Origin of the sequence: Rhizobium sp. SEMIA4064, from assembly GCF_003025035.1 — a bacterium.
Classification (GTDB): Bacteria; Pseudomonadota; Alphaproteobacteria; order Rhizobiales; family Rhizobiaceae; genus Rhizobium; species Rhizobium paranaense.
On sequence record NZ_PYJN01000018.1, the window covers coordinates 249,616 to 271,816 of the forward strand.

The window sequence follows — 22,201 nt, forward strand, 5'->3', positions numbered from 1 at the left end:
ACTTCTGGAGGCAGGCATGTTGTTCGGGCAATCGCTGTTTCAATCCGTCCTCGATCGTCTCGATGCGGAGGAAGAAAAGTCTGAGAAGAATGAGGCGGCGCATCGCATCCGCGGCCTCAACGTGAGCTTTGCCGCAACCGTTTTCGGAGGCGAGCCGGCGGCATCCTCCCGTCCGGACGATGCCTATGTCGACAATCTCGGCAACGACATCCCCTCGCGCGAGCCAATGCGGCCGGATTCTAAACCGAAAGAGCCGGAGCCGGCGGTCATGCCGGACTATCTCGCACGAACCTCGCGGGAAGACGTGGCGGCCGAACTGGAGATCTCTTCGCAGACCACCCTTCAGTCTCTTCACGAAAAACGCCGCGCGTTCGCCAAGGCCAATCATCCCGACGGCGTCGCCCCGCCCTTCCGCGAGCAGGCGACGACACGCATGATGATTGCCAATCAATTGATCGACGAGGCCATACGGCGTCTCGCGCGATAGCTACTTCTTCTCGTCCGTCGGCGCGTCGTCTTCCGCCTCGTCGCTCGCAGCGGCACGTTCAGCCTCGGCCTTGGGCGGCTGCGGATTGAAGCTGAAGAGCAGCATCCAGGCGGCATAGACGCCAAGGCCGCCTGCGAGGACCGCCCAGAAAGGCTGCGGCCCCAGAGCCTCGACGATCGCCCAGCCTAAGCAGACGGCAACGATCAGAACCCGCACCCAAAGCGGCTTATAGATAGGATGGTTGGGATCGATCAGTTGCATGGGCCTCGTTCGCCTGTTGGAGAGAACTTGTCTTTAGCGCATGATCCCGAAAAGTGCGAAGTGGTTTTGAAAGAGACTATGCCGATCAAATCGGGCACAGGGCGCCGATTTCAGAAAAAGCCATTTTCGCGACATGAATTTCAGAATTGTGAAATGCTAGCGGCTTGACGCCGCCATTGGAAAATGGAATGAAAATTCCATACGGATCATTATTCGGTTTATTTGTTCCGAATTAGGGAGGTAAAGATGACTGTCAGATTTGGTCTGCTCGGCGCCGGGCGCATCGGTAAAGTGCACGCGAAGGCCGTGAGCGGCGATGCCAACGCCAAACTCGTTGCGGTGGCGGATGCGTTCCCGGCCGCTGCGGAAGCGATTTCCTCCGCCTACGGCTGCGAAGTCCGCACCATCGAAGCGATCGAGGCTGCGAAGGACATCGATGCCGTCGTGATCTGCACGCCGACCGACACCCACGCCGATCTTATCGAGCGCTTTGCGCGCGCCGGCAAGGCAATTTTCTGCGAAAAGCCGATCGATCTCGATGTTGCCCGCGTCAAGGCCTGCATCAAGGTGGTCGAAGAGGTGAAGGGCAAGCTGATGGTCGGCTTCAACCGTCGCTTCGACCCGCATTTCATGGCGGTCAAGAAGGCCATCGACGATGGCCGCATCGGCGCGGTCGAGATGGTGACGATCACCTCGCGCGATCCCGGCGCCCCGCCGGTCGACTATATCAAGCGCTCCGGCGGTATCTTCCGCGACATGACCATCCATGATTTCGACATGGCCCGCTTCCTGCTCGGCGAAGAGCCGGTCGCCGTGACCGCCACCGCCGCAGTCCTCGTCGACAAGGCGATTGGCGAGGCCGGCGATTACGACAGCGTCTCCGTCATCCTGCAGACCGCATCCGGCAAACAGGCGATCATCTCCAACTCCCGCCGCGCCACCTATGGCTACGACCAGCGCATCGAGATCCATGGCTCGAAGGGCATGGTCGCTGCCGAAAACCAGCGCCCCTTCTCCATCGAAGTTGCCAACGGCGACGGCTATACCCGCCCGCCCCTGCACGACTTCTTCATGACCCGCTACACGGAAGCCTACGCCAACGAGATCGCAAGCTTCATCGCTGCAGTCGAAAAGGGCTCTGCGATCACGCCATCCGGCGCCGACGGCCTCGCCGCGCTCAAGCTTGCGGACGCAGCGGTTCAATCCGTCAAGGACGGGAAGCTGGTTAAGGTCGATTAAGACCGCGCTCAGCGTCCAGAAAATCAAAAATGGCCGGGTTGATCGCCCGGTCATTAACGTAAATGTGGAATCATCAAAAATGTTAAGGTTCCACATTTTTGCGATAACCGCTAACGCTGCCGGCCCCAAGCGCACGGTCGACTCATGTCGCTCACATCTCCGGAGTTCAAAGAGAAATACCGTTATTGCTCGCCCAGGCGAGGAAATACGTTCGGGCTGCAGGCCGAAGTCCAATTGCCTCTCGCAGTCGCCGAGTTGCCTCGTCTCTATCGCCCGACAGCAAGGCTGCGCTGAATGACAGCAAAGAGGGGCTGTCTTTCAGGGCCGCTGCAAGGCGCGAGGGATCGAGGTGAGATTCGAGCCATGGAATGCCAGTGGACTGCATCTTCTCAGCCAGATCAGCCGCGACCAAATCCAGGTCCGATGCCGCCGTAACCTCCCACCAATGATCTCGGCCATACACGAGTGTCCCCAACCTAGTGCGAAGGGTCGCGCTCGGCTCTGAAGGTTTTCCTTCAATGGCGTTCTGCCCTGCCATGGAGGCCACCGCAGCCACGAAGACGCCGAGGTTAACGGTAAACTTGCCGTTCTCTTCCAAATTCCAGCGGCTCGCTTGCAGGTTTACGATCAGCCAATCTTTGCCTTGAGACCGGTGCCAGTTGCGTCCCGACTTTTTAAACCCCTCACTTTTGAGCAATTGCGCAAATCCGCGCTTGATAACTTCATCTATGCTTTTTGCAGCGCCGCCCATACATTATCTCCAAGCTCGCAGACCACTATATGGATAGGAATTCGATCCTGTCACCGAGCAACTAGGCGAGAGCAATCATTAAACGGTTCGATGACCGCAATTGGCGGCTAGTTGCCATCAGGGGGAAGAAATCGAAACCGCGTTGGGCGGAGAAATCTTCGGGATACGCAACACCCCTCTTAACTGGCGTTACAAGGTTTTGGTGAAGGTTGGCCGGTCGATTCCACATTTAGGGCTTAATCGCCCGGCCATTTTTATTCGCTCATATCACTTCGTCGCCGGCTGATCGGTCACCGGTTGAGCGGTCGGCTCAGCCGCAGCGGCCTGATTCGCGTTTGGCGGCGACGCGAACCAGTATTTGGCCGATGTGGTACCCCGCTTGATGACGACGTGTTGGTTGGCGAAGATGCGATAGGGCTGGCTCCATTCTCCGTCCGGCCACTGCACGCGCACCACGGCACGTTCATTGGTTCCAAGACCGAAATGCGTGAAGCCGACATGGCCTGATGCGTGGCCACCGCCGATCTGGACGCGCTGCACCTGCGTCTGCGTGCCGGCCCGGACATTGATGGTGGCGCCGATGCCCATATGGTTGATCGGGCCGTTGTCCAATTCGATTTCGGTCCAATTGCCGAGGGGGCGATAACCCCAGTCGGTCTTGGCGCCGAGATTGCGGAACAGGAAGGCGCGCTGCATGCGGTTGACGACGAGGATGTCGAGCATGCCGTCATTGTTGAAGTCCTCGACCACCGCGCCGCGCCCCTTGCCGGGAAGCGCAATGCCGGCCTCGTCGCCCTTCTCGGTGAACTTTCCGTCGAAGCCGCCGAGCAGCAAGTTGTCGGGATCGCTGCTGGCGAAATCCGGCATGGCTTCGACATTGCCCTTGGTCAAAAACAGATCCATGTTGGTATCGTTGTTGATGTCGGCGAACTGCGCATGCCAGGCCGTCGACGGCCTGTGGTCCTTGCCGATATAGGGCCGATAGGCGGCTGCTCCCTTTTCATAGGCGGTGTCGCGATAGGTCGGGCTGTTCTCGTCAGCCTCGTCATCGAGTTCTTGCAGCTTGTTGTCACCCATCGATGTGATGAAGTATTCCGGCTTGCCATTTGCCTTCGGATCGGCCTCCGCAAGGCCCATGCCCCAGATCTTCAACGGCGCCCAGCCTTCTGCAGTCGTATATTGCCGCGGCGGCCGTCCCGGCGCGATGTCCCAGAGCTGCTCCTGTCCGCCGCGATAATATTGCCGGTCGTTGGCGACGCGCAGCGAATCCTGGCCCGAATGGTTCCAATCGGTGAACAGCATCGACAGCGTGCAATAGCTCGGCTTCAGCGGCAGCGGATTGGAATAGTCGACCTTGTCATTACTGACAGGACGATCGAAAACATTGTCGCTGCAGGTGCCGAAGGGCGTTCCCGGCGCATAGCGGTCGACATAATTGCCGAAAGCAAGCGTCGGATATTTATTGCCGGCTTCCCAGGTGGCCGCAAAAGCGACCGTCCAATCCTTGCCGCCGTCGAAGGCGAAGGTGCGATTGGCTTTTTCGAAGATGCAGTCCGGACCGCCCTTCAGGATGATATTTTCACCGAGCCGCAACAGCACGACATCCGTATAACCGTCATTGTCGATATCGATCGGATAGACGCCGAGGACGGACCGGAGATCCTTGTCGGAAAGATTGATCGGCTTCTCTTTGAATTTCAGAGCGCCGCCCGTCTCGCTTTCATTGACATAAAGCGCCAACGGGCTGGTGCCGCCGGCTATCATAAGATCGGGCTTGCGGTCGCCGTTGCAGTCGAAGCTGGCGACGCCGCCACCGACGAAATATTCCCAGCCGCCGGTATATTGATGATCTATGCCGGCGGCGACCGCTTCCTCCTGGAAATGCGGGACATCCATCAGAAAAGGCGCCGGCGCGGGCGTGTCCTCGGCGAAACCGCCGGGCGCGAATGAGAACGAAAACAAGCCGGCAACGGCAAGGAGGGCTGCGATCTTCTTCATTTATCCACCCCTGCCTGCTCGATAACCAGCGTCTTGAGGAAAGCGACGATGCGGGCGCGATCGTCATCGGACGCGCCGACATAGGCGTCACGGGCAGCGCGGCCGTCGCCGCCATGGGCGCGGATCACGCCGTCAAGGGTCGTGATGTCGTTGCGATGGCCGTAGGGCGGTGTCGAAGCCACACCCCAAAGCTCCGCCGTCATGAAGATATTGCGATCGACGAAGCGTTGCGCCAAAAGTTCGTTGCCGAGCTGGTCGACGGTGTTGTCGGTCATGGTGTGACGCTTGAGATCGCCGAACAGCGGCACCAGCACCTGCCCCTTATCATTGCGCTTCAGCTTCTTCGTCCAGTCGAGCTGCGACAGGTCGTAGACAGCAGGGTCTTTCACCTGCGAGACGTTCAACGTGCCGGCAACGTCGTTCGGACCGGGATCGGAGAAGGAGAGACTGTCGAGCGGCAGGCTCGTCCTGTGACAGGCCGTGCAGCCCATGCCATCGAATAGCTTCTCACCGGCGGCCGCCATGTCGCGCCATTGCGCGTTGTCCGGCACCTTCTGCACCGGCGCCGGCAAGGTTGCCTGCCAGGCCACCATCGCCGAAACGTCGCCGTCGCTGATCTCGTCGGCATGTCCGTCACCATCGAAATCCGTGGCCCCCGTCCAGCGGCCGCCGAAGCGCTCCACTGGCTCCATACCATGATGCTGGTTCAACGCGTTGACCGTGAACTGCCGGAGCGAGGTCATCACGCCCTTCTGGCTGAAGGGCCGGATGACAAGATCCATGTCGACGCCGTCGAGTTCCTGCATATCGACCAGGCCATTGGGCTGCGCGGTCAACCAGCCGAATTTGACGCCCTTGGTTTCGAGCGCGATGCGCTGGGGCTGGCCGGTTTTCGCCGCAAGCGTAATTGCCTCGGCGCGCTGGTGCTGCAGATCGACGGTCATCTCGCGCGCCAGAAGCTCGACCAGACCATCGCCGAACAGGCTGTTGGTGCCGCGCTCATTGGAGAATTGCGGATCGGTCGTGTCGAAATCCGCGCTCTCGAAACCTTCGGACACGAAGACATTGGTGGTGAAATCGCCGGCGCCGCCCGGAAAGGGCATGTTATGGCAGGAGGAACAGGCATTGGCGTCGACACCGGCCGTCCGGCTGAATTCGTTCATCACCGGGTGCTTGCGCTTGGTCGGCACGATCGCCTGCGTGGCGCCGGGGCGCCCTGCCCCGTCCTCCACCGTGAAGCGTGCCGTAAACAGCGCCTCGCCGATCTCGATGAGATTCTTGAGTTGCTCGACCGTCTGATGGCCGGAAACATCGGCGCCGGCCTGGCCCAGCGCCGCGGTCTTCTCCTCCCAAGGCTGCGCCGCGATAGCGGGCAATCCCGTCGCAGCAAGACAGAGGCACATCAGTGCCATTCGTTTCATAGTCCCCTCCTCAACCAGTCTGGCCGTTCAACTCCGTAACGACACCCGATCTGACGATATCGTCGTCCATCATCGCCAGCGCGCGGTTGAGATGCCCTTCGAACACCAGCGTCGGTTCGTCCGCCATCACCCGCAGCTCCGGCATGCCCTCCATGCGTACGACATGCGATTCCGCCAGCCCCTCGGAAATGCCCTCCAGCAACAGGTCGTAATAGCGCGTCCCCGGTCCGGTGATCGCGATCGGCATGCTTTCGTGCAGGCTGAGGACACGCGACAGGCCGATACCAAGCGCCAGCCCCGCCTGACGGAAGGCGAAAATGTTGCGGCGGCTGCCTTGCCGGGCGCTGGCGGCGATCTTGTCGAGTTCGGCAACCGGCACGAATTTCGCAGGGATCGTATCCAGCGGCACGTCGAAGGCGGCACGCAGGATGGCGTAAAAGCCGGCATAGGCTTCGATGCAGCCGCGCGAACCGCAGCGGCAGAGACCGCCGCCCGACATGTGCAGCATATGGCCGAAATTCGGCGCCGATATTTCGTGCTTTCCTTCCTCGCCGCGGCGCACGATTCCGAGACCAATGCTGTGGCCGAGCGAGAGAGCCGCAAGCCCCCGGAAGTCGCGGCCCTTTTTATTCTCTTCCTGCCGGCCGACGGCAGCGGCCACGAGCAGCGTCTCGTTGCCGAGGATGACTTTCGCCGACCATTCGTCGCGCAGCACCGCGGCAAAATCGATCTGCTCGCGCCCGAAGATCGGCGACCAGCGCAGCACCGGCTCGGAGCTCTCGACCAGGCCCTTGCTGCTGATCGAAATCATCAGCACCTTGTCCCGCGGCAATCGCGAACGGGCGACGATCCGGTTCAAGGCATCGCACAGCCCCGTGACGAAAGAGCCGACACCCGAGACGTTCTGCTGCCTCTCCTCGGTGAAGCGGTCGATCAGCCGGCCGGCATAATCCACAAGCGAATATTGCACTGCATCCGAGGAAATAATGACGACGATGAGATAGCCGCAATCGCGCCGCTGCGAGAAGAGCACGCGCGGCCGGCCGCGGCCGCTGGCGGCCTGCTGCTCTGCCTTTTCGATGATCTGCGCCCGCTCCAGGTCGGTGGTGATGACCGATACCGTCGCCGAGGAAAGCTTGGTGAAATCAGAGAGTTCCGTATGGGCGAGCGGGCCGTGACGGCGCAGTGCCGTCAGCACCAGAACACTGTTTTTCTGGCGGACCAATTCGGTGCTGGATTTGGCCAGCATTATCAAGCCTCCCGCTCATGCCATCCTCCCCTCCGCATCTCCGGCCGGCTTTTGTCAGCGGCGATTAAACCTGGAGATGCGGGTGTTGACAGGTGAAAAAATCTCTGACACTAAATTTCTCGACTGTCGAGAAAAAAATCCGAACCTTTCTCGTCAGCGTTATCGCGGCGGCCGGCGGGAGCTTAGGGCACGTGCGGTCGCATTCACTCGGGAGGATAATATGAGAGCTTTTATTAAGCTGGCTGCGGGCGCGGCCATCGTTTTGACCATGCAGACGACAGCCTTCGCGAAGGATCTGGTCGTCGGCGTTTCCTGGTCGAACTTCCAGGAAGAGCGTTGGAAGACCGATGAAGCAGCCATCAAGAAGGCTCTGGCAGCAGCCGGCGCCAAGTACATTTCCGCTGACGCTCAGTCGTCGGCTTCCAAGCAGCTCACGGACGTTGAGTCGCTGATTTCTCAGGGTGCCAACGCCCTCATCATCCTCGCACAGGATTCCGACGCCATCGGCCCGGCCGTTGAAAAGGCTGCCGACGAAGGCATTCCGGTTGTCGGCTATGACCGCCTGATCGAAAATCCGGCTGCCTTCTACATCACCTTCGACAACAAGGAAGTGGGCCGCATGCAGGCTCGCGAGATCCTGAAGGCGAAGCCGGAAGGCAACTACGTCTTCATCAAGGGCTCGTCGTCCGACCCGAACGCCGACTTCCTGTTCTCCGGCCAGATGGAAGTGCTGAAGCCTGCCATCGACGGCGGCAAGATCAAGAACGTCGGTGAAGCCTATACGGACGGCTGGCTGCCGCAGAACGCGCAGCGCAACATGGAGCAGTTCCTGACCGCCAACAACAACAAGGTTGACGCGGTCGTCGCCTCCAACGACGGCACCGCCGGCGGCGCCGTTGCAGCCCTCGACGCACAGGGCCTCGCCGGCTCCGTTCCGGTTTCCGGCCAGGATGCCGACAAGGCAGCTCTGAACCGTATCGCGCTCGGCAAGCAGACCGTTTCGGTCTGGAAGGACTCGCGCGAACTCGGCAAGCGCGCCGCTGAAATCGCCATCGACCTCGCTGGCGGCAAGACGATGGACAAGATCTCCGGCGTTCAGACCTTCAATGGCGGCCCGAAGCACGTTCCGATGAAGTCGGTCTTCCTGACCCCGATCCCGATCACCAAGGACAACCTCAACGTCGTCATCGACGCAGGCTGGATCAGCAAGGCTGAAGCTTGCCAGGGCGTTAAGGCCGGCAGCGTTGCAGCCTGCAAGTAAGCTGTCCTTGAACGGTTGACCCGACCATAACACCGACGCCGCAACGGCACCCCCGTTGCGGCGTCGAATGCGGATCAGGAGCAGACAACTCTCCCTTGCAGGTGGAGATGGAGCTTCCCGCATCCTTGCTGCGCCATCGCATATCCCATTGGCCTGCCGGATGGCGGTCATCGGGACCGGAACGAAGACCGGCCACACAGGCGATGACGCATTTTTGAGATCGGCGCGATATTGCCAGCGATTGCCCAGAATGCATCGCAGGCCGCGCCCAACAGTGGGAGAACGGCAAAGCGATGGCCGACATGACACAGTCCACCACATCGAGCGGTCCCCGCAATGCAGAAGCCGGAGCAATCACCCGGTTCCTGCGTGCCACCGAAATCGATACCCGCCTGCTCGGCATGATCGGAGCGCTGCTGATCATCTGGATCGGCTTCGATCTTTATCTTCGGATATTCGACGGCCGGGAATTCCTCACCGCCAGAAACCTTTGGAACCTTTCGGTGCAGACCTGCGAAATCGCGGTCCTCGCCACCGGCATGGTGCTGGTCATCGTCACGCGCAACATCGACCTTTCGGTCGGCTCGCTGCTCGGCTTCGTCGCCATGATCATGGGCGTCATCCAGGCCAAGTGGCTGCCGCAATATCTCGGCTTCGACAGTTCCTGGACCTGGGTCATCACACTGCTCTGCGGCCTGGCGATCGGCACGGCCATCGGCGCCTTCCAGGGCGCGATCACCGCCTTCTTGAATGTTCCCTCCTTCATCGTCACGCTCGGCGGGCTTCTCGTCTGGCGCGGCCTTGCCTGGTATGTCACCAGCGGCCAGACCGTGGCCCCGATGGACTCCACCTTCCTCGTCATGGGCGGCGGCGGCGCGACCGGTTCGATCGGCGCCACCTGGAGCTGGGTGGTGGGTGTGATCTCCTGCCTGCTGATCATCTTTGGCATCATCAGCTCGCGCCAGCAGAGAAAGCGCTTTCACTTTCCGCGCCGTCCGCTTTGGGCCGAATATTTCCTCGCCGCCCTCGGCTCGCTGCTCGTCCTCGGCACGGTCTATCTCTTCAACAGCTATTATTGGCCGATCGGCATCGCCAAGCGCTACGCCACGGATCATAATATCACCTGGCCGGAAACGGGATTGAACATTCCCTACGGCATCGCCGTTCCGGTTCTCATCGCCGTCTTCATCGGCATCGTGATGACCTTCATCGCCACGCGCCTTCGCTTCGGCCGCTATGTCTTCGCGATCGGCGGCAATCCGGAAGCTGCCGAACTCGCCGGCATCAAGACCAAATGGGTCATCGTGAGGATCTTCGCGCTGATGGGCTTCCTCGCCGCCGTCGCGGCCGCTATTTCCACGGCGCGCCTGAACTCGGCCGTCAACTCGCAGGGCACGACCTACGAACTCTTCACCATCGCCGCGGCCGTTATCGGCGGCACCTCGCTTGCCGGCGGCAGCGGCACGGTTGCCGGCGCCATGATCGGCGCCCTCGTCATGCAATCGCTGCAATCGGGCATGGGTCTCGCCAATGTCGATACGCCAATTCAGAACGTCGTCGTGGGCATTGTCCTGGTGGTCGCCGTTTGGCTTGACATCGTCTACCGCTCGCGCGCCAAGTAAAAGGAATTCGGAACCATGACGGACCAAACCACTCCGCTTGTGGAAATGAGGAACATTTCCATCTCCTTCGGCGGCATTCACGCCGTCGACAACGCCTCGGTCGACCTCTACCCCGGCGAAGTCGTGGCGCTGCTCGGCCATAACGGCGCCGGCAAGTCGACGCTGATCAAGATTCTCTCCGGCGCCTACAAGCGCGACAGCGGCGATATCCTGATCAACGGCGAACCGGCTGATATCCGCACGCCACGCGACGCCAAGAAATACGGCATCGAGACGATCTACCAGACGCTCGCCGTCGCCGACAATGTCGACGCCGCCGCCAATCTCTATCTCGGCCGCGAGCTGCAAACCCGCTGGGGCACGCTCGACGACGTCGCCATGGAGGCTTCGGCCCGCAAGGTGATGGGACGCCTGAACCCCAACTTCAAGCGCTTCAAGGAGCCGGTGAAGGCGCTCTCCGGCGGCCAGCGCCAGTCGGTGGCGATCGCCCGCGCCATCCTCTTCAACGCCCGCATCCTGATCATGGACGAGCCGACGGCGGCTCTCGGCCCGCAGGAAACCGCGCAGGTGGGCGACCTGATCAAGGAGCTGAAGAAGGACGGCATCGGCATCTTCCTCATCAGCCACGACATCCACGATGTCTTCGACCTCGCCGACCGCGTTTCGGTGATGAAGAACGGCCAGGTCGTCGGCCACGCCCGCACCGAAGACGTCACAAAGGACGAAGTCCTCGGCATGATCATCCTCGGCAAAGTCCCGCCCAAAGCCATCCCCGGTCCCGGCGCGATGAAGAGCTGAGCCCGATATCCTAAGCAAACAAACAGGGCCGCGCCCCCAGGGGATCGCGGCCCTTTTTCATTCTGAGATACCGATATGCGCTTTCCCGCATTTTCCGCATTGAAGCCAAACGCTTCCTAGGCTAAGAACCACCTCATCGGACAGGCGAGTCAACCCGCCTCAGGCATGCACCCGTAGCTCAGCTGGATAGAGTGTTGGATTCCGATTCCAAAGGTCACAGGTTCGAATCCTGTCGGGTGCGCCAACAATTTCAACTACATATGGTCATTTCGTTAGCAAAGCGCTCTTTCCACAGGAAGCATATAGGAAGCAAGCGCTTTAATCGTAGCTTAACTGCCATTGATGCGGATGTATGCGACTCGCGCGTTAATCATAACGCCACCATCTCAGGACTGACGCAACGTGCACCGGCATTTGCTCTAGGTCGGGTAAAGCCTGCGTGAACCTTTAGCGCTCTGCGCCGTCATAACGGCTTGTGCATTGTCATCGGATTTGCGCCAAACAGTCTACTATAAAACTCCATCGCATACCGATCAGTCATTCCGGCAATGAAGTCACAGATAGTGCGAGTCTTGCCGAGGCCGTCACTGTGACGAAAAATCTCGCGAAAGTCGGGAGGCATCAATCGTTCACCATTGGGCGAAGCTATCACCTCAAATATTTTCCTAATCACGTCCTTACCGCGATATTCGACCACCTGAAGCATCGGAGACCTGATTACCGCCTCGTATGTTATGTTCTTCATTACCTCCACAGAAACAAAGGTTTTGATATCGAACCTGGCTTGGTGAAGCTGCGGATATTCCTTGTGGGGAACAACTTCAATGCCATTGAGAAAAAGCGATATTAAGTTGGCTGTGAAACGGGTTCGATGATATCCATTTCCGGCAGTCAGAGAGGATAGTTTCTGTGCAGCTATAGAGGAATACATTTTTCGCTTATCAGGAGCTATCTTAGTATTTCTAAGAAAGGTCTGCTCATCACTGCCGATCGCGAATATTTTGCTGAATACCTCGTACAGAACCTCTTGAACGTCCGAGACACTCACTTTGGATTCATCTTTATACTGTTTGTCGATCCGCTTATTTATTGTTTCGACGACCGCCTCGTATATCGAGTCAGAAAAGCTGAAGAGATCGAGAGGTCCGTGAATTCCGCTTTTAAAAATATCCTCAAGATCGTATGTGGAGTATGCGATGTCGTCCGCGATATCCATTATTGAGCATTCGATCGTTTTGAAGTCGGCGATCTCGCTGACTCCGAGCACGTGCGACTTTATCTCCTGCACTAGGTCGAAGTCCGATTTGTAGAATCCCTTCATGGGAGTGGTCGCTTTGTCTTCAGGACGCTCCTTGCTCCCTATGGGTATTACCCGGTCATATTTCAGAACGGACGCCAAAGACCGATAAGTTAAATTCAACCCGCGCCGTAGATCCGTTCCGCGGCTAACTGGCGGCCCTGCTTCATCGCCATCAAGTGTCTTCTTCTCCAAGGTGGATAGGATGCGCAATGTCTGCGCATTTCCTTCGAATCCACCGGCATCGCGCATGCACTCATCGAGAGCTTCTTCGCCATTGTGCCCAAACGGCGGATGCCCAAGGTCATGAGCAAGACCTGCGAACTCAACAATGTCGACATTAATGGGTGATTTTTGGAAGAAATCCGAAGTGTTATTGAGTTTAATTGCTATCGACTTAGCAATCTGAGCCACTTCTAATGAATGAGTGAGCCGATTTCTAAAAAAATCGCTTTCATGACCGGGGAAGACCTGGGTTTTCCCTTGTAAGCGTCTGAAACTTGCACTGTGAATGAGGCGCGCATAGTCACGCCGCGCCTCCTCTCTGTATTCTTCTGGATTGTCCTGCGTTACGGGACGCTCGTCATCACCAGCAGAATACAATCCTTGCATGTCAATCTCATGGCTACTTTTTCACCTTATGATTGACGGTATGCTGCGATTTGTCATTGGTCAAGCTCCACTTGCCAGTGGATTGCTCGATCGCAGTCCTCAATGTTTTCAGTTCGCTAACGGCGGTGCGGTAAACCGGATCGTTGTCTGTCTTGACCGCCGTTACACTCCGACCAGATTTTAATGCCGTTGTAGCTGCCATAACGCTCTCCCCTTTGTGCCAACGCGTGAGCGCGTGCGCATGAAATGCGCACTCTATATGCTATGGGATTACCCATTGCATATAAGTTAATCCGCCGGCAAGTTGAATAACGCCGCAACTTCGCTTCAGTTTCCATCTGTAGCGATTCGCGTCGAAATTGCCGGTGGATCTTGATCGAAAGGTACGTGACCCGGCTGGTTTATGCAAGTGTGCCGGATTGCCACGCCATTAGCTGCTCATCAGAGCCGCGCTAGCGGAAAGCCGATTCTCCCACCTCTTAAATACCATGCCCGTGCCGACAGAGATCGGCCTTGACTCCTCGTTGACCCAGAACATAATAAGAACAAAAGGCGGCACCAATGAGGAAACGAGGAAGATTTATGCCGCGCGATATCCGTTCCGTCACACCTGCTTATGAAACCCTGCGCTTTGTCGCTTCAGTTTGCATGGAGAGAATCAGTAAACAGACGAGGCGAGACTTTGCGGGCTATGCCGTAGGAAAGCGCCGCAAGCTCTCTGTCGTGCCTTACATCGCGCACGACATGGCGAAAGAGCTTGTGCGTTCGGTGAAAGTTGCCAAGGGAGGGCAACTCGCCGCCCCGGAAGAGATCGCCGAAAAGATTGAAGCAATATTGCTCGGCATTGATGAGCAAACGGCCTTTAATTTGGCAAGCGTCTCAACCGAAGAAAAGGAAGCGGTTGTTGATCTGGTCGCCGATCAGGTGCGGGCGAAGATGCTTTCAGACTATTCGGTAGCGGAAATCGAGAAAGAACCGGAGCCGCCAAAGGCTATCGAGTGGAATGGATGGAAAGGTTTTGAATCCATCAAATCCGACGAGAAGCCTCAATACAAATGGCGGCATACGTGGGCAGATCGAAGCGGAAATGACTTCGTTGGCTACAAGTGCGGCGCCTGCATTGGGCGCATTTTTCAGATCGACTATACGGCCCAGCGGGATAAATGGTTTTGGCTGGTCGAGCATGTGCCGCTTGAGCGTCCGGAGCGGGAATGCCGTTCTGCCGGTTGGGAGTGGTCGGCCCGAGAGGCGGCATGTCGAGCAGAGAAATGCTATGACGCCATTGCGAGACTTAATGGACGGCAGGCTTAGGGAGAGAAGGCATGTGCGGTCGCATTTATATCAAAGCATCATTGCGCGAGCTGCTTGCGAATTTTTCATTCGCCGGCCCCGGTGATACGGAGCCGCTGTCAAACAGCTTTCCGAACTACAATGGCGCACCGACGCAATCCTATCCCGTCATTATCAGGGATATCGTCGGAGAGCCGGATATCACCGGCCCTATCTTTGCATCGGCCAAATGGGGATTTGTGCCCGAATGGGCAAAAGACGAGCAGCCCGGCAAGCCCGCGCCGATCAATGCCAAGGCGGAAGGAATCCAAACGAACGGCATGTTTCGGCAAGCCTACAAGTCAAAGCGCTGCCTCGTCCCGATCAATGGTTTTTTCGAATGGAAAGACATCTACGGGACCGGCAAGAACAAGCAACCCTATGCCATTGCCATGAAGGACGGCAGTCCCTTTGCGCTTGCCGGCATCTGGTCGCTTCGGCGAGATCGAGATACCGGCCTCGATAAGCGGACCTTCGCTGTCGTGACCTGCGCTCCAAACGAAATAATGGGAAAGATTCACGACCGAATGCCGGTCATCCTGCACCCGGAAGACTATGAGCGTTGGCTGTCGCCCGAGCCGGACCCTGCCGACCTTATGAAACCGTTTCCCTCCGATCTGATGACCATGTGGAAAATCGGCAAGGACGTTGGGAATGTAAAGAACAACCGGCCCGACATTATCGACCCCATTCCCAACGATCCGGAGCCGCCATTGCTATGAGCGACGAAACCCGCACCGATACCCATCCATTCCGTTGAGATTTGTTTAGAGGAAGGCGAGAACGGGCGTTGGGGATATGGCCGCGACTTGGGTGGACCAGACGAATGGAAGATTGCTATTGCATCGGCATCACGCCCGTAAACTGCAAAGCAACAGAAAATGAGCGAAACCATCCGTCAAGGCGACATTGTGCGCACCACAGGAATACGGTCTCCGGCAATGCTTGTGGTAAAGCTCCATCTGCAAGCAGACGATAGCGAGCTTGCGGAGCTGATCTGGTTTGATGCGAACATGAATGCGCGACAGTTGACCCTCGACACCGGATTCCTTGAACATGTCCCACGCGCCGAATGATCAAACGAAACCTGTACCCAAAACATCGGCGCAGTATGCCATGGACGACGCTTACCAAGCGCTGATTTACCTTGAGGCCGTGAGGAGAGTGCTCGGCCCAAGGGCGAACGGCCCATACAGCGATTTCGTTTACGACTACCCTATGTTGCATCCGTCGAGCTTTCTTCTCGCACATGCGATCGAGCTTTCGCTGACATCTTATTTGCGCGCTTCAGGAGAGAAGCGCGGCCAGAGCGGCCACGACCTAGTTCGCAGGCTTGAGGCAGCCGAAGCCATTGGCTTCACACCTAGCCAGTCATTTAGGCGATGCGTGATTGCTATCGCGAAGTCGCACAACACGATGCAATTTCGATTCGCCAAAAGCGATCCGGCCCCGTTCATGAGCCCAAGAGACGCTCTTGCTCAAGTGTTGCCCGATATGGAGGCGATTTACTTTTTCGTTGTCGACAAAGTCACAGGATCCGCACCTGGGGGCAATGCCAGTCCAGTAGGACCGCTTTAAAGCAAAGGCCGCCTTGCATGCGCAAGGCGGCCTCTCAATTAGGTAGCTATTTACCCGCAATCCGACGGGAAAACCATTTCTGAAACAACACTTCCGTGCCGCGTGGCCCGAGGTAGGCCAGCCCGGCAATCAGGCCCGTTGTGGCCGGCGGTCCGACGTTCAGATAGGAGGCAATCCCCTCCCCTATGAACGCCATTCCGAAGGCAACCGGGATTTCCCAAAGCAGTTCGAGGCCGAAGAATTTCCGACGCCCCTTGCGCGCTTCGTTGCTATGCCACATGGCCCGGCCAACCATCGCGCCGACGATAGTCGAGAGCGCGCCGCCACCCCAAGCATCCAGCAGCTCATAGAGCGAATTGTATTTGTCTGACATCAGCCGGGCTTTCCGCAATTGTATTGAGCAAAGCGCCCGCGATGGCGAGCGATATTGATGGCAACCGGCCTGTCATGGCCGACAAGATAGCTGTTGGTCTCTGGCATCGGGTCCATAGGCACCAGAAGATCGCACGGCTCAATTGCCTTGGTTGTCGGGCTGCACGCAGCCGCCGAGCAACAAGCACAAATCAACATCGTCAGCCTGAAATACTTTCGCATCGATCTTTTGTCCGTCTTTAAGGATGGTGACACGGCTTTCCTGAAGGCCTGCCGCAATCTCGGTTTTGGCCGCGCGCTTGCCGACCAGATAGGCCGGCGCGGACGCCAAGGCGGCACCGATTACGATGCCGCCTCCAATCTTGATAATGTCGAATGGCGTCATGAGAGCTTCCGCCAAGCGACGTAGAGGGTGAGGCCAACTACGACCACGGCGATAGCCATCCGCAGCCAGTCGCCGGACGAGAGATCGCCCTGTTGGGCCGAAACGACTTCGACGGCCTTCACAAGCGGCTCTTGAGCGATAGGTGCCGCCGCGCCGACGCCGCCGGCAACCAGCGCCACCGCCCTGGATTTGGCTTGCGTCTCCGTCTCCGCCGTGTACTTGGCGCCAGCAACCGGCCCCTTCGAAGGGTATTGCTTCCAGGGCAACTGCCAGTGCGGGCCATCCTTAAACGTCTTCCAGTCTCCGCCCCACTCGACGGCAATGCGGAGTTCCTTTGCCGCCTGCTTCATGGCCTTGGCGATCTTGTGATAGAGCGGCCAATCCCAAGAGACGGAGCCGTTGACGACCGGCGCGAGATCGACCGCATGGCCGTAGCCGTTTTCCGCCCGCAGATGCCGCGAATTCATCGTCGTGGATGCGCCGGATGATACCATCTCCTTTTGGCGTCCGATGTCACGGACGCCCTCAAGCACGGTGAAATCAACCTCTGTGATCTGGATTGCGCGACGCACGACGCGCACAAGATCAGGGTGGACGCAAATAAGGCGCGAATTGCTCCGCGTCGACAGCGTATAAGCCATAATTTCTCTCCATATTTTGGGGTAAAAATTGCACCACGTATCTTTACATAGTGCATAATATGCCCTATGTTTTACCCATCGAAGCGAGGGGTATATGGGCAAACTGGTTCAAATCGGAAACATCATCATTCGGGTCTATGCGAACGACCATTTGCCCCCGCACTTCCACGTCATCACCCCGGATGGGGATGCGCTGGTTGAGATTGCCACGCTGGAAATCCTGCGCGGCAAGCTGGCCCGCAAGGCACACGACACCGCCCTTGAATGGGCAGCAAAGAACAGGGCGGCGATTGCCGCCGAGTGGAACCGGACAAACCCCCGCTTTCCCATCGCTTGAAGAAGGAAAACAGATATGGACACGCCCCGCATTGAAAGCGTTACGCCAGCGTCGAACATGACGCTGGAAATTCAATGGAAGGACGCCCCGGCATCCGCCGCCAATCTTGTCGGCTGGATTGCAACGGGCGGCGAACTTCTGGCTCCGCTGAAGTCCGCGGATGTCTGGAAAACCGCGACTGTTGCGGACTATGGCGCAACGGTCGAATGGGCCGGCGACGATCTGGCGATAGATGCCTTTCACCTTTTCCAGATCGCAGAGGACCAACGCGATTTCGCGGTTGAGGATCTGCGCAAATGGCAGGAGGAAATCGGCCTTTCCAACAATGAGGCAGCAGATTTTCTTGGCGTCAGTCTGCGTACATGGAAGAATTACCGCGCCGGCGCACCGATCAGTCATGCCGTCAAGATGCTGCTACGCGCGAGCCAACGCGACCCGCTTTTGATGCATGCCCATTACCGACCGCGTCAGACTGGCAGGCCGAAAGCTGCCTAGCCGCCTCGGCACCGAGGGAACCTGCCTTCGCAGGTAACGGTATCCGTCACGGCCGATTTATCGTCCTCATACCAACGTTAGGCATCTCCCGACGCATTTGATAGAGAACCGTCCGCCACTTCAAGGCGGGGCGCAAAGAGGGAATCAGCGATAACTTCAAGCACCAACTCAGGTAACGCAGCTTCAACATACGTCTGAGCCGCATTGATATTCGGCCATATTGCGTCTCCCTTCTCACCTCCCATCAATGCACCCCAGTGCGTCGGGAAATATCGAGCCAACATTCCAAGGATGAAAGAAACCATATAAGTTATGGATAGCTGAGAAAACCAAGCGTCTGGGGAGAATCTCGACACTAGATGCGGGCTCGGATTGCCGCCCATCGTACGAATAACTCGCGTGTCTAGTACTTGTGGGAAATATTTTTTGACTCCGGTTTCATCTATCTTGAGAACGGTTCTTTCAGCGCTAGCGTCATAAGGGTCCTCTTCTGGCGAAAGCTCAAATCCGGCACCCGCATATTCGATACATACGGGATGATCAGGCGTGCCGTGAACAGTAATCGTCGCACCGGAATCGGGAGAATAGACAAAGTTCTTGAGTCGGATCCATCGTCGCGGGCGTTCAGCTGAAACATCAGTGGATATGTCGGGAAGCCGATCCAGTATATCCGAGAGCGACGTTTCCCGCCCAAGGCGCTGTTCTTCATTATCGAATGGGACAGGGATAGTGCGATCATAGACCCGCAACATCGTGCGTTTGTGGGTTGCCGCGACGAGGTCTGAGAACAGTCCTCCGCATGTGCGTACGCGAAGCTTACTGATCGAGGCTAGCGCGACAGGTAGATCGCTCGATAACGTCGCGGACCACGCTATCGCTTCTAATCCGTGCCCCTGCCTCAATCCCTCCTCGCCAGAGTCCCTACGATGCAATAGCGTCAACGAACGGCAGAGGGAGGCAACACCATAAAAAGCGAGAAGAGGTCGAACGGCGAACGACGCCGTAGATGCGCTGCGAAAATACTCACGTCCCTGTCGTGCGGAAGCGATAATTTCCTTCGCCCGTCGTGCGTTCAGTTTCCTTCCGTGAATCCTTTCAAACCAATCGCTGACGATATCTCGGCTTTCCAAATGTAGTAAGCTTTGCCAAACATCTGAGTTCATTAATATCCCCTCGGTCAGAAGTGACCATACACAAGCCGTTTCGGTATGTCGTTATGCCAAGCCTCGACAACGCAGGCCACTATAGGAAAACGGGACAGTGACCAGCGTTTTCTGGTGTCCGCTTCGCGGTGAAAGCGGTAACGAACCCGCCCGCTAATGCGCTGCCAACTAGTTCTCGTCCGTTCGGCCGGACCGGCGGGGCGTGAGGAATGCCGAAGGCGTGGCGGGAGTGCCCGGCGCGCTATTTGGAGCAACCTTTCCGCCGGCGTCCGCTGATTCGGACGGGTCACCAGCTTCGGCCGCTCTCTCCATACTGCCCTCGCCTTCCGTCGCCGACTTGCCGTCATAAAGCCGTCCGGACACTTCAACTTCGAAGCCCGAGGTTTTCGTATATTTGGACCGCGCCGTCTTGATGATGTACGGCACGCCGTCGAGCCCAGGACGAACGCCTGCGAATAGCAGAGGCAAGCCTGCCTCAATCTGCGGATCGCCCACCACCGCCACCGAGACGTTGCCCTCCCCGCGCGCAAGCTCTTTCGCCTTGGCACGCGCCGCCTTGTCAGCTTCTGCCGGCGAAGAAAACGCTTCGGGTATGCGGTAGATGCTATCGCCATCGGCATCCGCGGCCGCCTCGATTTCGACCCGCTTCGCCTTTTCCGCATCCTGATAGTAGGACACAACCTTGCTGTACTTCGTGCGGTCGTTGATATCGACTTTCAGCGTGCCGGTTTTGATGACGGCAGGCGTCAGGATGATCGAGCCGAGAGACGAGCCGGAGGCCGACAGGCCCGAGCCGCGCCGGGCAAACAATAACCGCCCCTGCTTGATCGCGAAGAGGGCGTTATGCCGGTCAGCCAGCCGCCGCAGGAAATGGATATTCGTCTCGTCCTGCTGCCCTATCCATTCGTAGCGATGTGCCGCTAGATCGGTGTCCACGGCGGGTGTCAGCCCGCTTTCGCCGGCAATGTCGGATATGAGATCGCCGAGCGTGACCTTATCCCAAGCGCGTTCCTGCCGCTCTTTCAACTTGCCGCTGCGCAGGTCCGCCGCCCTGCCCGCTATCGACATCTTATAGGGCAAGCAATCGAGGCTGATCTTGTCAGCCGTGAATTGCCCCTTTGGCACGAGGTTGTTGCCATATCCCATTTTGACAGAGATCACGGCACCCTTGCGCGGCAGAGCAAGGAAATTCGGCGGGCCGTCGTTCAGCTCGATATCGACCGTATCCGACTTCAATCCCTCTTCATCCGTCACCGTGACCGAAATCAGTCGCTCATAGAACTGCCCAGCGACGGGAACGCCATCGACAGTAATTTCGACACGAGGCTCCATGTTCAATCCCAAAGGCTAATCAGCCGACGTTCCACGCTCGCGCTCGGCATGTCGGGCATGATGATTCCCATGCCGAGCGGCAGGACGGGACCAAGGGCGGCAAGGCCGCGATTAGCGGCAAGCACCGCTTCGACAACGCCCGCCGTCCGTCCGTAGTGAGCGAGGCAGGCAAGATCGACCGTCTCGCCCTGTCGCGTGGTGTAAATGGTCGCCATCTGATCACCGAAAAAGTTTGGAAAGCAAAGAGCTTGCGCTATCGACCAACCCGGCGGCACCCGCCGCCGTTTCCGTCCGGTTCCGCTTGAGCGAGATTACGTAGGCATTACGGCGAGGCGCACCCTTGGCATCGTGGAACGATTGATCTTCCTCGACGGATTGCACCGTGAACATGCCGCGAATAATGCCTTCCATCGCATCGCCACTGACCAGCATCATTTCAGTTCCGGCCATTGACGCCGCTATGATGCCGTCAAGCTGCGATTGCCCCCCGAATTCTTCCGGAAATAAAACGCCCTGAATCGTCACTTCGTCGGACGTTGGTCCGGTCCATTGCTGCGGATTAAGGGTTTGGCCCACGGAGATCTCAACCCAAGGGGTATTCACCTTGCGCTTGATATTCTGATAGCCAAAGCCCAACGCCTCGAAGGCATAGCCTCCTAGCATCATCGATGTTACACCCGTCATAATCTACCTATAATTGAGCTGTTTTTGTAGCAAGCAATGAACGTCGGAGAGAATGCATGGGCTCAAACGTCAACTGCGAAGGCAGTTAGTTAGGCTATCTTCGACGCTACTGCGATCTGCCCATACGCATAGGGATCCCGTGTCCGTGCAACCTTTATCCGGCTTCGGCAGACCGTCCACTTCAACGCCCTCTACCTCTTTCTGATAGGGACCACAACCGCCGCGTTTAATGTATGATAAAGACGGTCGGAGATGGGGAGGACCAAAGATGTTACACATTAGGCATTATTTGGTTGCAGTAGCAATTTGCACACTGGTTCCAATCAACTCCTCTGCGCAAGAGGTGTGCTTCAAGGATGCGAGCAAGAAGTTCGAGGATTGGAGAGCAGAGAATGGAAAGACTTTAGATAGTCTTTCTGCCAAATTCAAAGCTTCCAAAGACCCCTATAAGGAATTAGTTGACTACGACGGTATGAAAATACCAATTGCTGCTGCTCTCATCATTGAAGGTGAAAAGTATGGGAAGAAAGCAGATGTCGAGGTTAACCTAGTTGTAGGTGACGCGCAGGGATGTTCGAAGCAAACGCAGGTGCCTCGCGGTGTGTATGATTTTGCGCGGGAAGTTCTCGGCATTACAACTGTCCTGCCTGAGAAGGCAACCAGAATTGACTTCGAAGAGCTTCGGCGCGGCAACATTGCAGGGGGTAAAGAATCGGTCATCAATAAAACAGGGCGCGATATTGACAAAATATTTAACCCCTTCAGATGGTGATTAAGTATCAACTGCGTATATGAGCGACGGGAGAGCGGGCCATCGAAGGTCCGCCTTCCATCAATTCCGGTCCTCTGCAGGCCAAGAATACTGGCGGCCTGAGCCTCATGCCGACGG

The 22,201-nt window shown here is 57.7% G+C and carries 26 protein-coding genes and 1 tRNA gene; 13 read left to right on the forward strand and 14 right to left on the reverse strand.

All coding sequences use genetic code 11. The features are described 5' to 3' along the window. The first annotated feature begins 16 nt into the window (after positions 1-16). Entirely contained in the window at positions 17-487 is a 471-nt protein-coding gene (locus tag C9E91_RS13435) for a hypothetical protein (protein ID WP_107108777.1), read from the forward strand. Here C9E91_RS13435 and C9E91_RS13440 read toward each other — a convergent pair whose 3' ends face one another. Beyond that, on the reverse strand, positions 488-748 hold the full coding sequence (locus C9E91_RS13440) for a hypothetical protein (protein WP_107108778.1): 261 nt from the start codon (positions 746-748) through the stop codon (positions 488-490). Positions 749-994: 246 nt separating this feature from the next. On the opposite strand from C9E91_RS13440, the gene iolG reads away from it, so the two are divergent. After that, positions 995-1,987 carry an inositol 2-dehydrogenase gene (gene iolG / locus C9E91_RS13445; protein WP_107108779.1) on the forward strand — a complete coding sequence of 331 codons (993 nt, stop codon included), beginning with the start codon at positions 995-997 and terminating at the stop codon, positions 1,985-1,987. A gap of 166 nt (positions 1,988-2,153) precedes the next feature. On the opposite strand, the gene C9E91_RS13450 is transcribed toward iolG, so the two are convergent. The 4 genes from C9E91_RS13450 to C9E91_RS13465 all read right to left on the reverse strand — a co-directional run bounded on the left by C9E91_RS13450 (position 2,154) and on the right by C9E91_RS13465 (position 7,406). Next, a complete protein-coding gene (locus C9E91_RS13450) occupies positions 2,154-2,738 on the reverse strand; it encodes a DUF4304 domain-containing protein (RefSeq protein ID WP_107108780.1) in 585 nt (194 codons plus the stop codon). Positions 2,739-3,005: 267 nt separating this feature from the next. Then, the gene (locus C9E91_RS13455) at positions 3,006-4,736 is read right to left on the reverse strand and encodes a CRTAC1 family protein (protein WP_107108781.1); all 1,731 of its coding nucleotides are present in this window, start codon (positions 4,734-4,736) and stop codon (positions 3,006-3,008) included. Next, positions 4,733-6,157 (reverse strand): cytochrome c family protein, encoded by a 1,425-nt coding sequence (locus tag C9E91_RS13460; RefSeq protein WP_107108782.1) that lies wholly within the window; start codon positions 6,155-6,157, stop codon positions 4,733-4,735. The genes C9E91_RS13455 and C9E91_RS13460 overlap by 4 nt, the downstream gene beginning before the upstream one ends. 10 nt (positions 6,158-6,167) lie before the next feature. Then, a complete protein-coding gene (locus tag C9E91_RS13465; protein WP_107108783.1) occupies positions 6,168-7,406 on the reverse strand; it encodes an ROK family transcriptional regulator in 1,239 nt (412 codons plus the stop codon). 220 nt (positions 7,407-7,626) lie between these two features. Here C9E91_RS13465 and xylF point away from each other — a divergent pair, with 220 nt between their 5' ends. From xylF to C9E91_RS13485, 4 genes are all read left to right on the forward strand, one after another. Continuing rightward, on the forward strand, positions 7,627-8,667 hold the full coding sequence (gene xylF, locus C9E91_RS13470) for a D-xylose ABC transporter substrate-binding protein (protein ID WP_107108784.1): 1,041 nt from the start codon (positions 7,627-7,629) through the stop codon (positions 8,665-8,667). Positions 8,668-8,960: 293 nt separating this feature from the next. Then, positions 8,961-10,289, forward strand: a complete 1,329-nt coding sequence (locus C9E91_RS13475) for a sugar ABC transporter permease (RefSeq protein ID WP_107108785.1) — start codon at positions 8,961-8,963, stop codon at positions 10,287-10,289. Between the two features lie 15 nt (positions 10,290-10,304). Then, complete coding sequence (locus C9E91_RS13480) at positions 10,305-11,087, forward strand: ATP-binding cassette domain-containing protein (protein WP_028751812.1); 783 nt, start codon at positions 10,305-10,307, stop codon at positions 11,085-11,087. A 167-nt stretch (positions 11,088-11,254) separates the two neighbouring features. Further along, positions 11,255-11,331, forward strand: a tRNA-Arg gene (locus C9E91_RS13485). 219 nt (positions 11,332-11,550) lie between these two features. Here the strand turns inward: C9E91_RS13485 and dgt are convergent. Next, positions 11,551-12,996, reverse strand: a complete 1,446-nt coding sequence (gene dgt / locus C9E91_RS13490) for a dGTP triphosphohydrolase (RefSeq protein WP_107108786.1) — start codon at positions 12,994-12,996, stop codon at positions 11,551-11,553. A 13-nt stretch (positions 12,997-13,009) separates the two neighbouring features. Further along, on the reverse strand, positions 13,010-13,198 hold the full coding sequence (locus tag C9E91_RS13495; protein WP_107108787.1) for a hypothetical protein: 189 nt from the start codon (positions 13,196-13,198) through the stop codon (positions 13,010-13,012). Between the two features lie 380 nt (positions 13,199-13,578). On the opposite strand from C9E91_RS13495, the gene C9E91_RS13500 reads away from it, so the two are divergent. The 4 genes from C9E91_RS13500 to C9E91_RS13510 all read left to right on the forward strand — a co-directional run bounded on the left by C9E91_RS13500 (position 13,579) and on the right by C9E91_RS13510 (position 15,903). Continuing rightward, positions 13,579-14,307 (forward strand): hypothetical protein, encoded by a 729-nt coding sequence (locus C9E91_RS13500; protein WP_107108788.1) that lies wholly within the window; start codon positions 13,579-13,581, stop codon positions 14,305-14,307. Between the two features lie 11 nt (positions 14,308-14,318). Beyond that, positions 14,319-15,047: an SOS response-associated peptidase gene (locus C9E91_RS13505; RefSeq protein ID WP_107108789.1), complete on the forward strand. Its 729-nt coding sequence runs from the start codon at positions 14,319-14,321 to the stop codon at positions 15,045-15,047. Positions 15,048-15,206: 159 nt separating this feature from the next. Continuing rightward, positions 15,207-15,401: a hypothetical protein gene (locus C9E91_RS19675; RefSeq protein WP_146143999.1), complete on the forward strand. Its 195-nt coding sequence runs from the start codon at positions 15,207-15,209 to the stop codon at positions 15,399-15,401. Next, the gene (locus C9E91_RS13510) at positions 15,382-15,903 is read left to right on the forward strand and encodes a hypothetical protein (protein WP_146144000.1); all 522 of its coding nucleotides are present in this window, start codon (positions 15,382-15,384) and stop codon (positions 15,901-15,903) included. Before C9E91_RS19675 ends, C9E91_RS13510 begins: the two co-directional genes overlap by 20 nt. A gap of 46 nt (positions 15,904-15,949) precedes the next feature. Here the strand turns inward: C9E91_RS13510 and C9E91_RS13515 are convergent, their stop codons facing one another. The 3 genes from C9E91_RS13515 to C9E91_RS13525 all read right to left on the reverse strand — a co-directional run bounded on the left by C9E91_RS13515 (position 15,950) and on the right by C9E91_RS13525 (position 17,301). After that, entirely contained in the window at positions 15,950-16,276 is a 327-nt protein-coding gene (locus tag C9E91_RS13515; RefSeq protein WP_107108791.1) for a phage holin family protein, read from the reverse strand. Between the two features lie 138 nt (positions 16,277-16,414). Next, positions 16,415-16,660, reverse strand: coding sequence for a hypothetical protein (locus C9E91_RS19815; RefSeq protein ID WP_181316079.1), 246 nt, complete (start codon positions 16,658-16,660; stop codon positions 16,415-16,417). After that, positions 16,657-17,301 (reverse strand): M15 family metallopeptidase, encoded by a 645-nt coding sequence (locus C9E91_RS13525; RefSeq protein WP_107108793.1) that lies wholly within the window; start codon positions 17,299-17,301, stop codon positions 16,657-16,659. Before C9E91_RS13525 ends, C9E91_RS19815 begins: the two co-directional genes overlap by 4 nt. A 94-nt stretch (positions 17,302-17,395) precedes the next feature. Between C9E91_RS13525 and C9E91_RS13530 the strand changes: the two genes are divergently transcribed. Together C9E91_RS13530 and C9E91_RS13535 are read left to right on the forward strand one after the other, a co-directional pair. Then, the gene (locus C9E91_RS13530) at positions 17,396-17,638 is read left to right on the forward strand and encodes a DUF4160 domain-containing protein (protein ID WP_107108794.1); all 243 of its coding nucleotides are present in this window, start codon (positions 17,396-17,398) and stop codon (positions 17,636-17,638) included. Between the two features lie 15 nt (positions 17,639-17,653). After that, on the forward strand, positions 17,654-18,133 hold the full coding sequence (locus tag C9E91_RS13535; RefSeq protein ID WP_107108795.1) for a helix-turn-helix domain-containing protein: 480 nt from the start codon (positions 17,654-17,656) through the stop codon (positions 18,131-18,133). 77 nt (positions 18,134-18,210) lie between these two features. On the opposite strand, the gene C9E91_RS13540 is transcribed toward C9E91_RS13535, so the two are convergent. The 4 genes from C9E91_RS13540 to C9E91_RS13555 all read right to left on the reverse strand — a co-directional run bounded on the left by C9E91_RS13540 (position 18,211) and on the right by C9E91_RS13555 (position 21,294). Then, positions 18,211-19,296: a YaaC family protein gene (locus C9E91_RS13540; RefSeq protein WP_107108796.1), complete on the reverse strand. Its 1,086-nt coding sequence runs from the start codon at positions 19,294-19,296 to the stop codon at positions 18,211-18,213. A gap of 168 nt (positions 19,297-19,464) precedes the next feature. Next, the gene (locus C9E91_RS13545; RefSeq protein WP_107108797.1) at positions 19,465-20,628 is read right to left on the reverse strand and encodes a phage late control D family protein; all 1,164 of its coding nucleotides are present in this window, start codon (positions 20,626-20,628) and stop codon (positions 19,465-19,467) included. 2 nt (positions 20,629-20,630) lie between these two features. Next, positions 20,631-20,843 carry a tail protein X gene (locus C9E91_RS13550; RefSeq protein ID WP_107108798.1) on the reverse strand — a complete coding sequence of 71 codons (213 nt, stop codon included), beginning with the start codon at positions 20,841-20,843 and terminating at the stop codon, positions 20,631-20,633. Between the two features lie 4 nt (positions 20,844-20,847). Then, positions 20,848-21,294, reverse strand: a complete 447-nt coding sequence (locus C9E91_RS13555) for a phage tail protein (protein WP_245407489.1) — start codon at positions 21,292-21,294, stop codon at positions 20,848-20,850. A gap of 286 nt (positions 21,295-21,580) precedes the next feature. On the opposite strand from C9E91_RS13555, the gene C9E91_RS13560 reads away from it, so the two are divergent. Beyond that, positions 21,581-22,084: a hypothetical protein gene (locus tag C9E91_RS13560; protein WP_107108800.1), complete on the forward strand. Its 504-nt coding sequence runs from the start codon at positions 21,581-21,583 to the stop codon at positions 22,082-22,084. The last annotated feature ends 117 nt before the right edge of the window (positions 22,085-22,201 follow it).

Coding starts and splice junctions, on each gene's coding strand:
- C9E91_RS13435 (WP_107108777.1), top strand. CDS start 17: ATGTTGTTCGGGCAATCGCTGTTTCAATCCGTCCTCGATCGTCTCGAT.
- C9E91_RS13440 (WP_107108778.1), bottom strand. CDS start 748: ATGCAACTGATCGATCCCAACCATCCTATCTATAAGCCGCTTTGGGTG.
- iolG (WP_107108779.1), top strand. CDS start 995: ATGACTGTCAGATTTGGTCTGCTCGGCGCCGGGCGCATCGGTAAAGTG.
- C9E91_RS13450 (WP_107108780.1), bottom strand. CDS start 2,738: ATGGGCGGCGCTGCAAAAAGCATAGATGAAGTTATCAAGCGCGGATTT.
- C9E91_RS13455 (WP_107108781.1), bottom strand. CDS start 4,736: ATGAAGAAGATCGCAGCCCTCCTTGCCGTTGCCGGCTTGTTTTCGTTC.
- C9E91_RS13460 (WP_107108782.1), bottom strand. CDS start 6,157: ATGAAACGAATGGCACTGATGTGCCTCTGTCTTGCTGCGACGGGATTG.
- C9E91_RS13465 (WP_107108783.1), bottom strand. CDS start 7,406: ATGCTGGCCAAATCCAGCACCGAATTGGTCCGCCAGAAAAACAGTGTT.
- xylF (WP_107108784.1), top strand. CDS start 7,627: ATGAGAGCTTTTATTAAGCTGGCTGCGGGCGCGGCCATCGTTTTGACC.
- C9E91_RS13475 (WP_107108785.1), top strand. CDS start 8,961: ATGGCCGACATGACACAGTCCACCACATCGAGCGGTCCCCGCAATGCA.
- C9E91_RS13480 (WP_028751812.1), top strand. CDS start 10,305: ATGACGGACCAAACCACTCCGCTTGTGGAAATGAGGAACATTTCCATC.
- dgt (WP_107108786.1), bottom strand. CDS start 12,996: ATGCAAGGATTGTATTCTGCTGGTGATGACGAGCGTCCCGTAACGCAG.
- C9E91_RS13495 (WP_107108787.1), bottom strand. CDS start 13,198: ATGGCAGCTACAACGGCATTAAAATCTGGTCGGAGTGTAACGGCGGTC.
- C9E91_RS13500 (WP_107108788.1), top strand. CDS start 13,579: ATGCCGCGCGATATCCGTTCCGTCACACCTGCTTATGAAACCCTGCGC.
- C9E91_RS13505 (WP_107108789.1), top strand. CDS start 14,319: ATGTGCGGTCGCATTTATATCAAAGCATCATTGCGCGAGCTGCTTGCG.
- C9E91_RS19675 (WP_146143999.1), top strand. CDS start 15,207: ATGAGCGAAACCATCCGTCAAGGCGACATTGTGCGCACCACAGGAATA.
- C9E91_RS13510 (WP_146144000.1), top strand. CDS start 15,382: ATGTCCCACGCGCCGAATGATCAAACGAAACCTGTACCCAAAACATCG.
- C9E91_RS13515 (WP_107108791.1), bottom strand. CDS start 16,276: ATGTCAGACAAATACAATTCGCTCTATGAGCTGCTGGATGCTTGGGGT.
- C9E91_RS19815 (WP_181316079.1), bottom strand. CDS start 16,660: ATGACGCCATTCGACATTATCAAGATTGGAGGCGGCATCGTAATCGGT.
- C9E91_RS13525 (WP_107108793.1), bottom strand. CDS start 17,301: ATGGCTTATACGCTGTCGACGCGGAGCAATTCGCGCCTTATTTGCGTC.
- C9E91_RS13530 (WP_107108794.1), top strand. CDS start 17,396: ATGGGCAAACTGGTTCAAATCGGAAACATCATCATTCGGGTCTATGCG.
- C9E91_RS13535 (WP_107108795.1), top strand. CDS start 17,654: ATGGACACGCCCCGCATTGAAAGCGTTACGCCAGCGTCGAACATGACG.
- C9E91_RS13540 (WP_107108796.1), bottom strand. CDS start 19,296: ATGAACTCAGATGTTTGGCAAAGCTTACTACATTTGGAAAGCCGAGAT.
- C9E91_RS13545 (WP_107108797.1), bottom strand. CDS start 20,628: ATGGAGCCTCGTGTCGAAATTACTGTCGATGGCGTTCCCGTCGCTGGG.
- C9E91_RS13550 (WP_107108798.1), bottom strand. CDS start 20,843: ATGGCGACCATTTACACCACGCGACAGGGCGAGACGGTCGATCTTGCC.
- C9E91_RS13555 (WP_245407489.1), bottom strand. CDS start 21,294: ATGATGCTAGGAGGCTATGCCTTCGAGGCGTTGGGCTTTGGCTATCAG.
- C9E91_RS13560 (WP_107108800.1), top strand. CDS start 21,581: ATGTTACACATTAGGCATTATTTGGTTGCAGTAGCAATTTGCACACTG.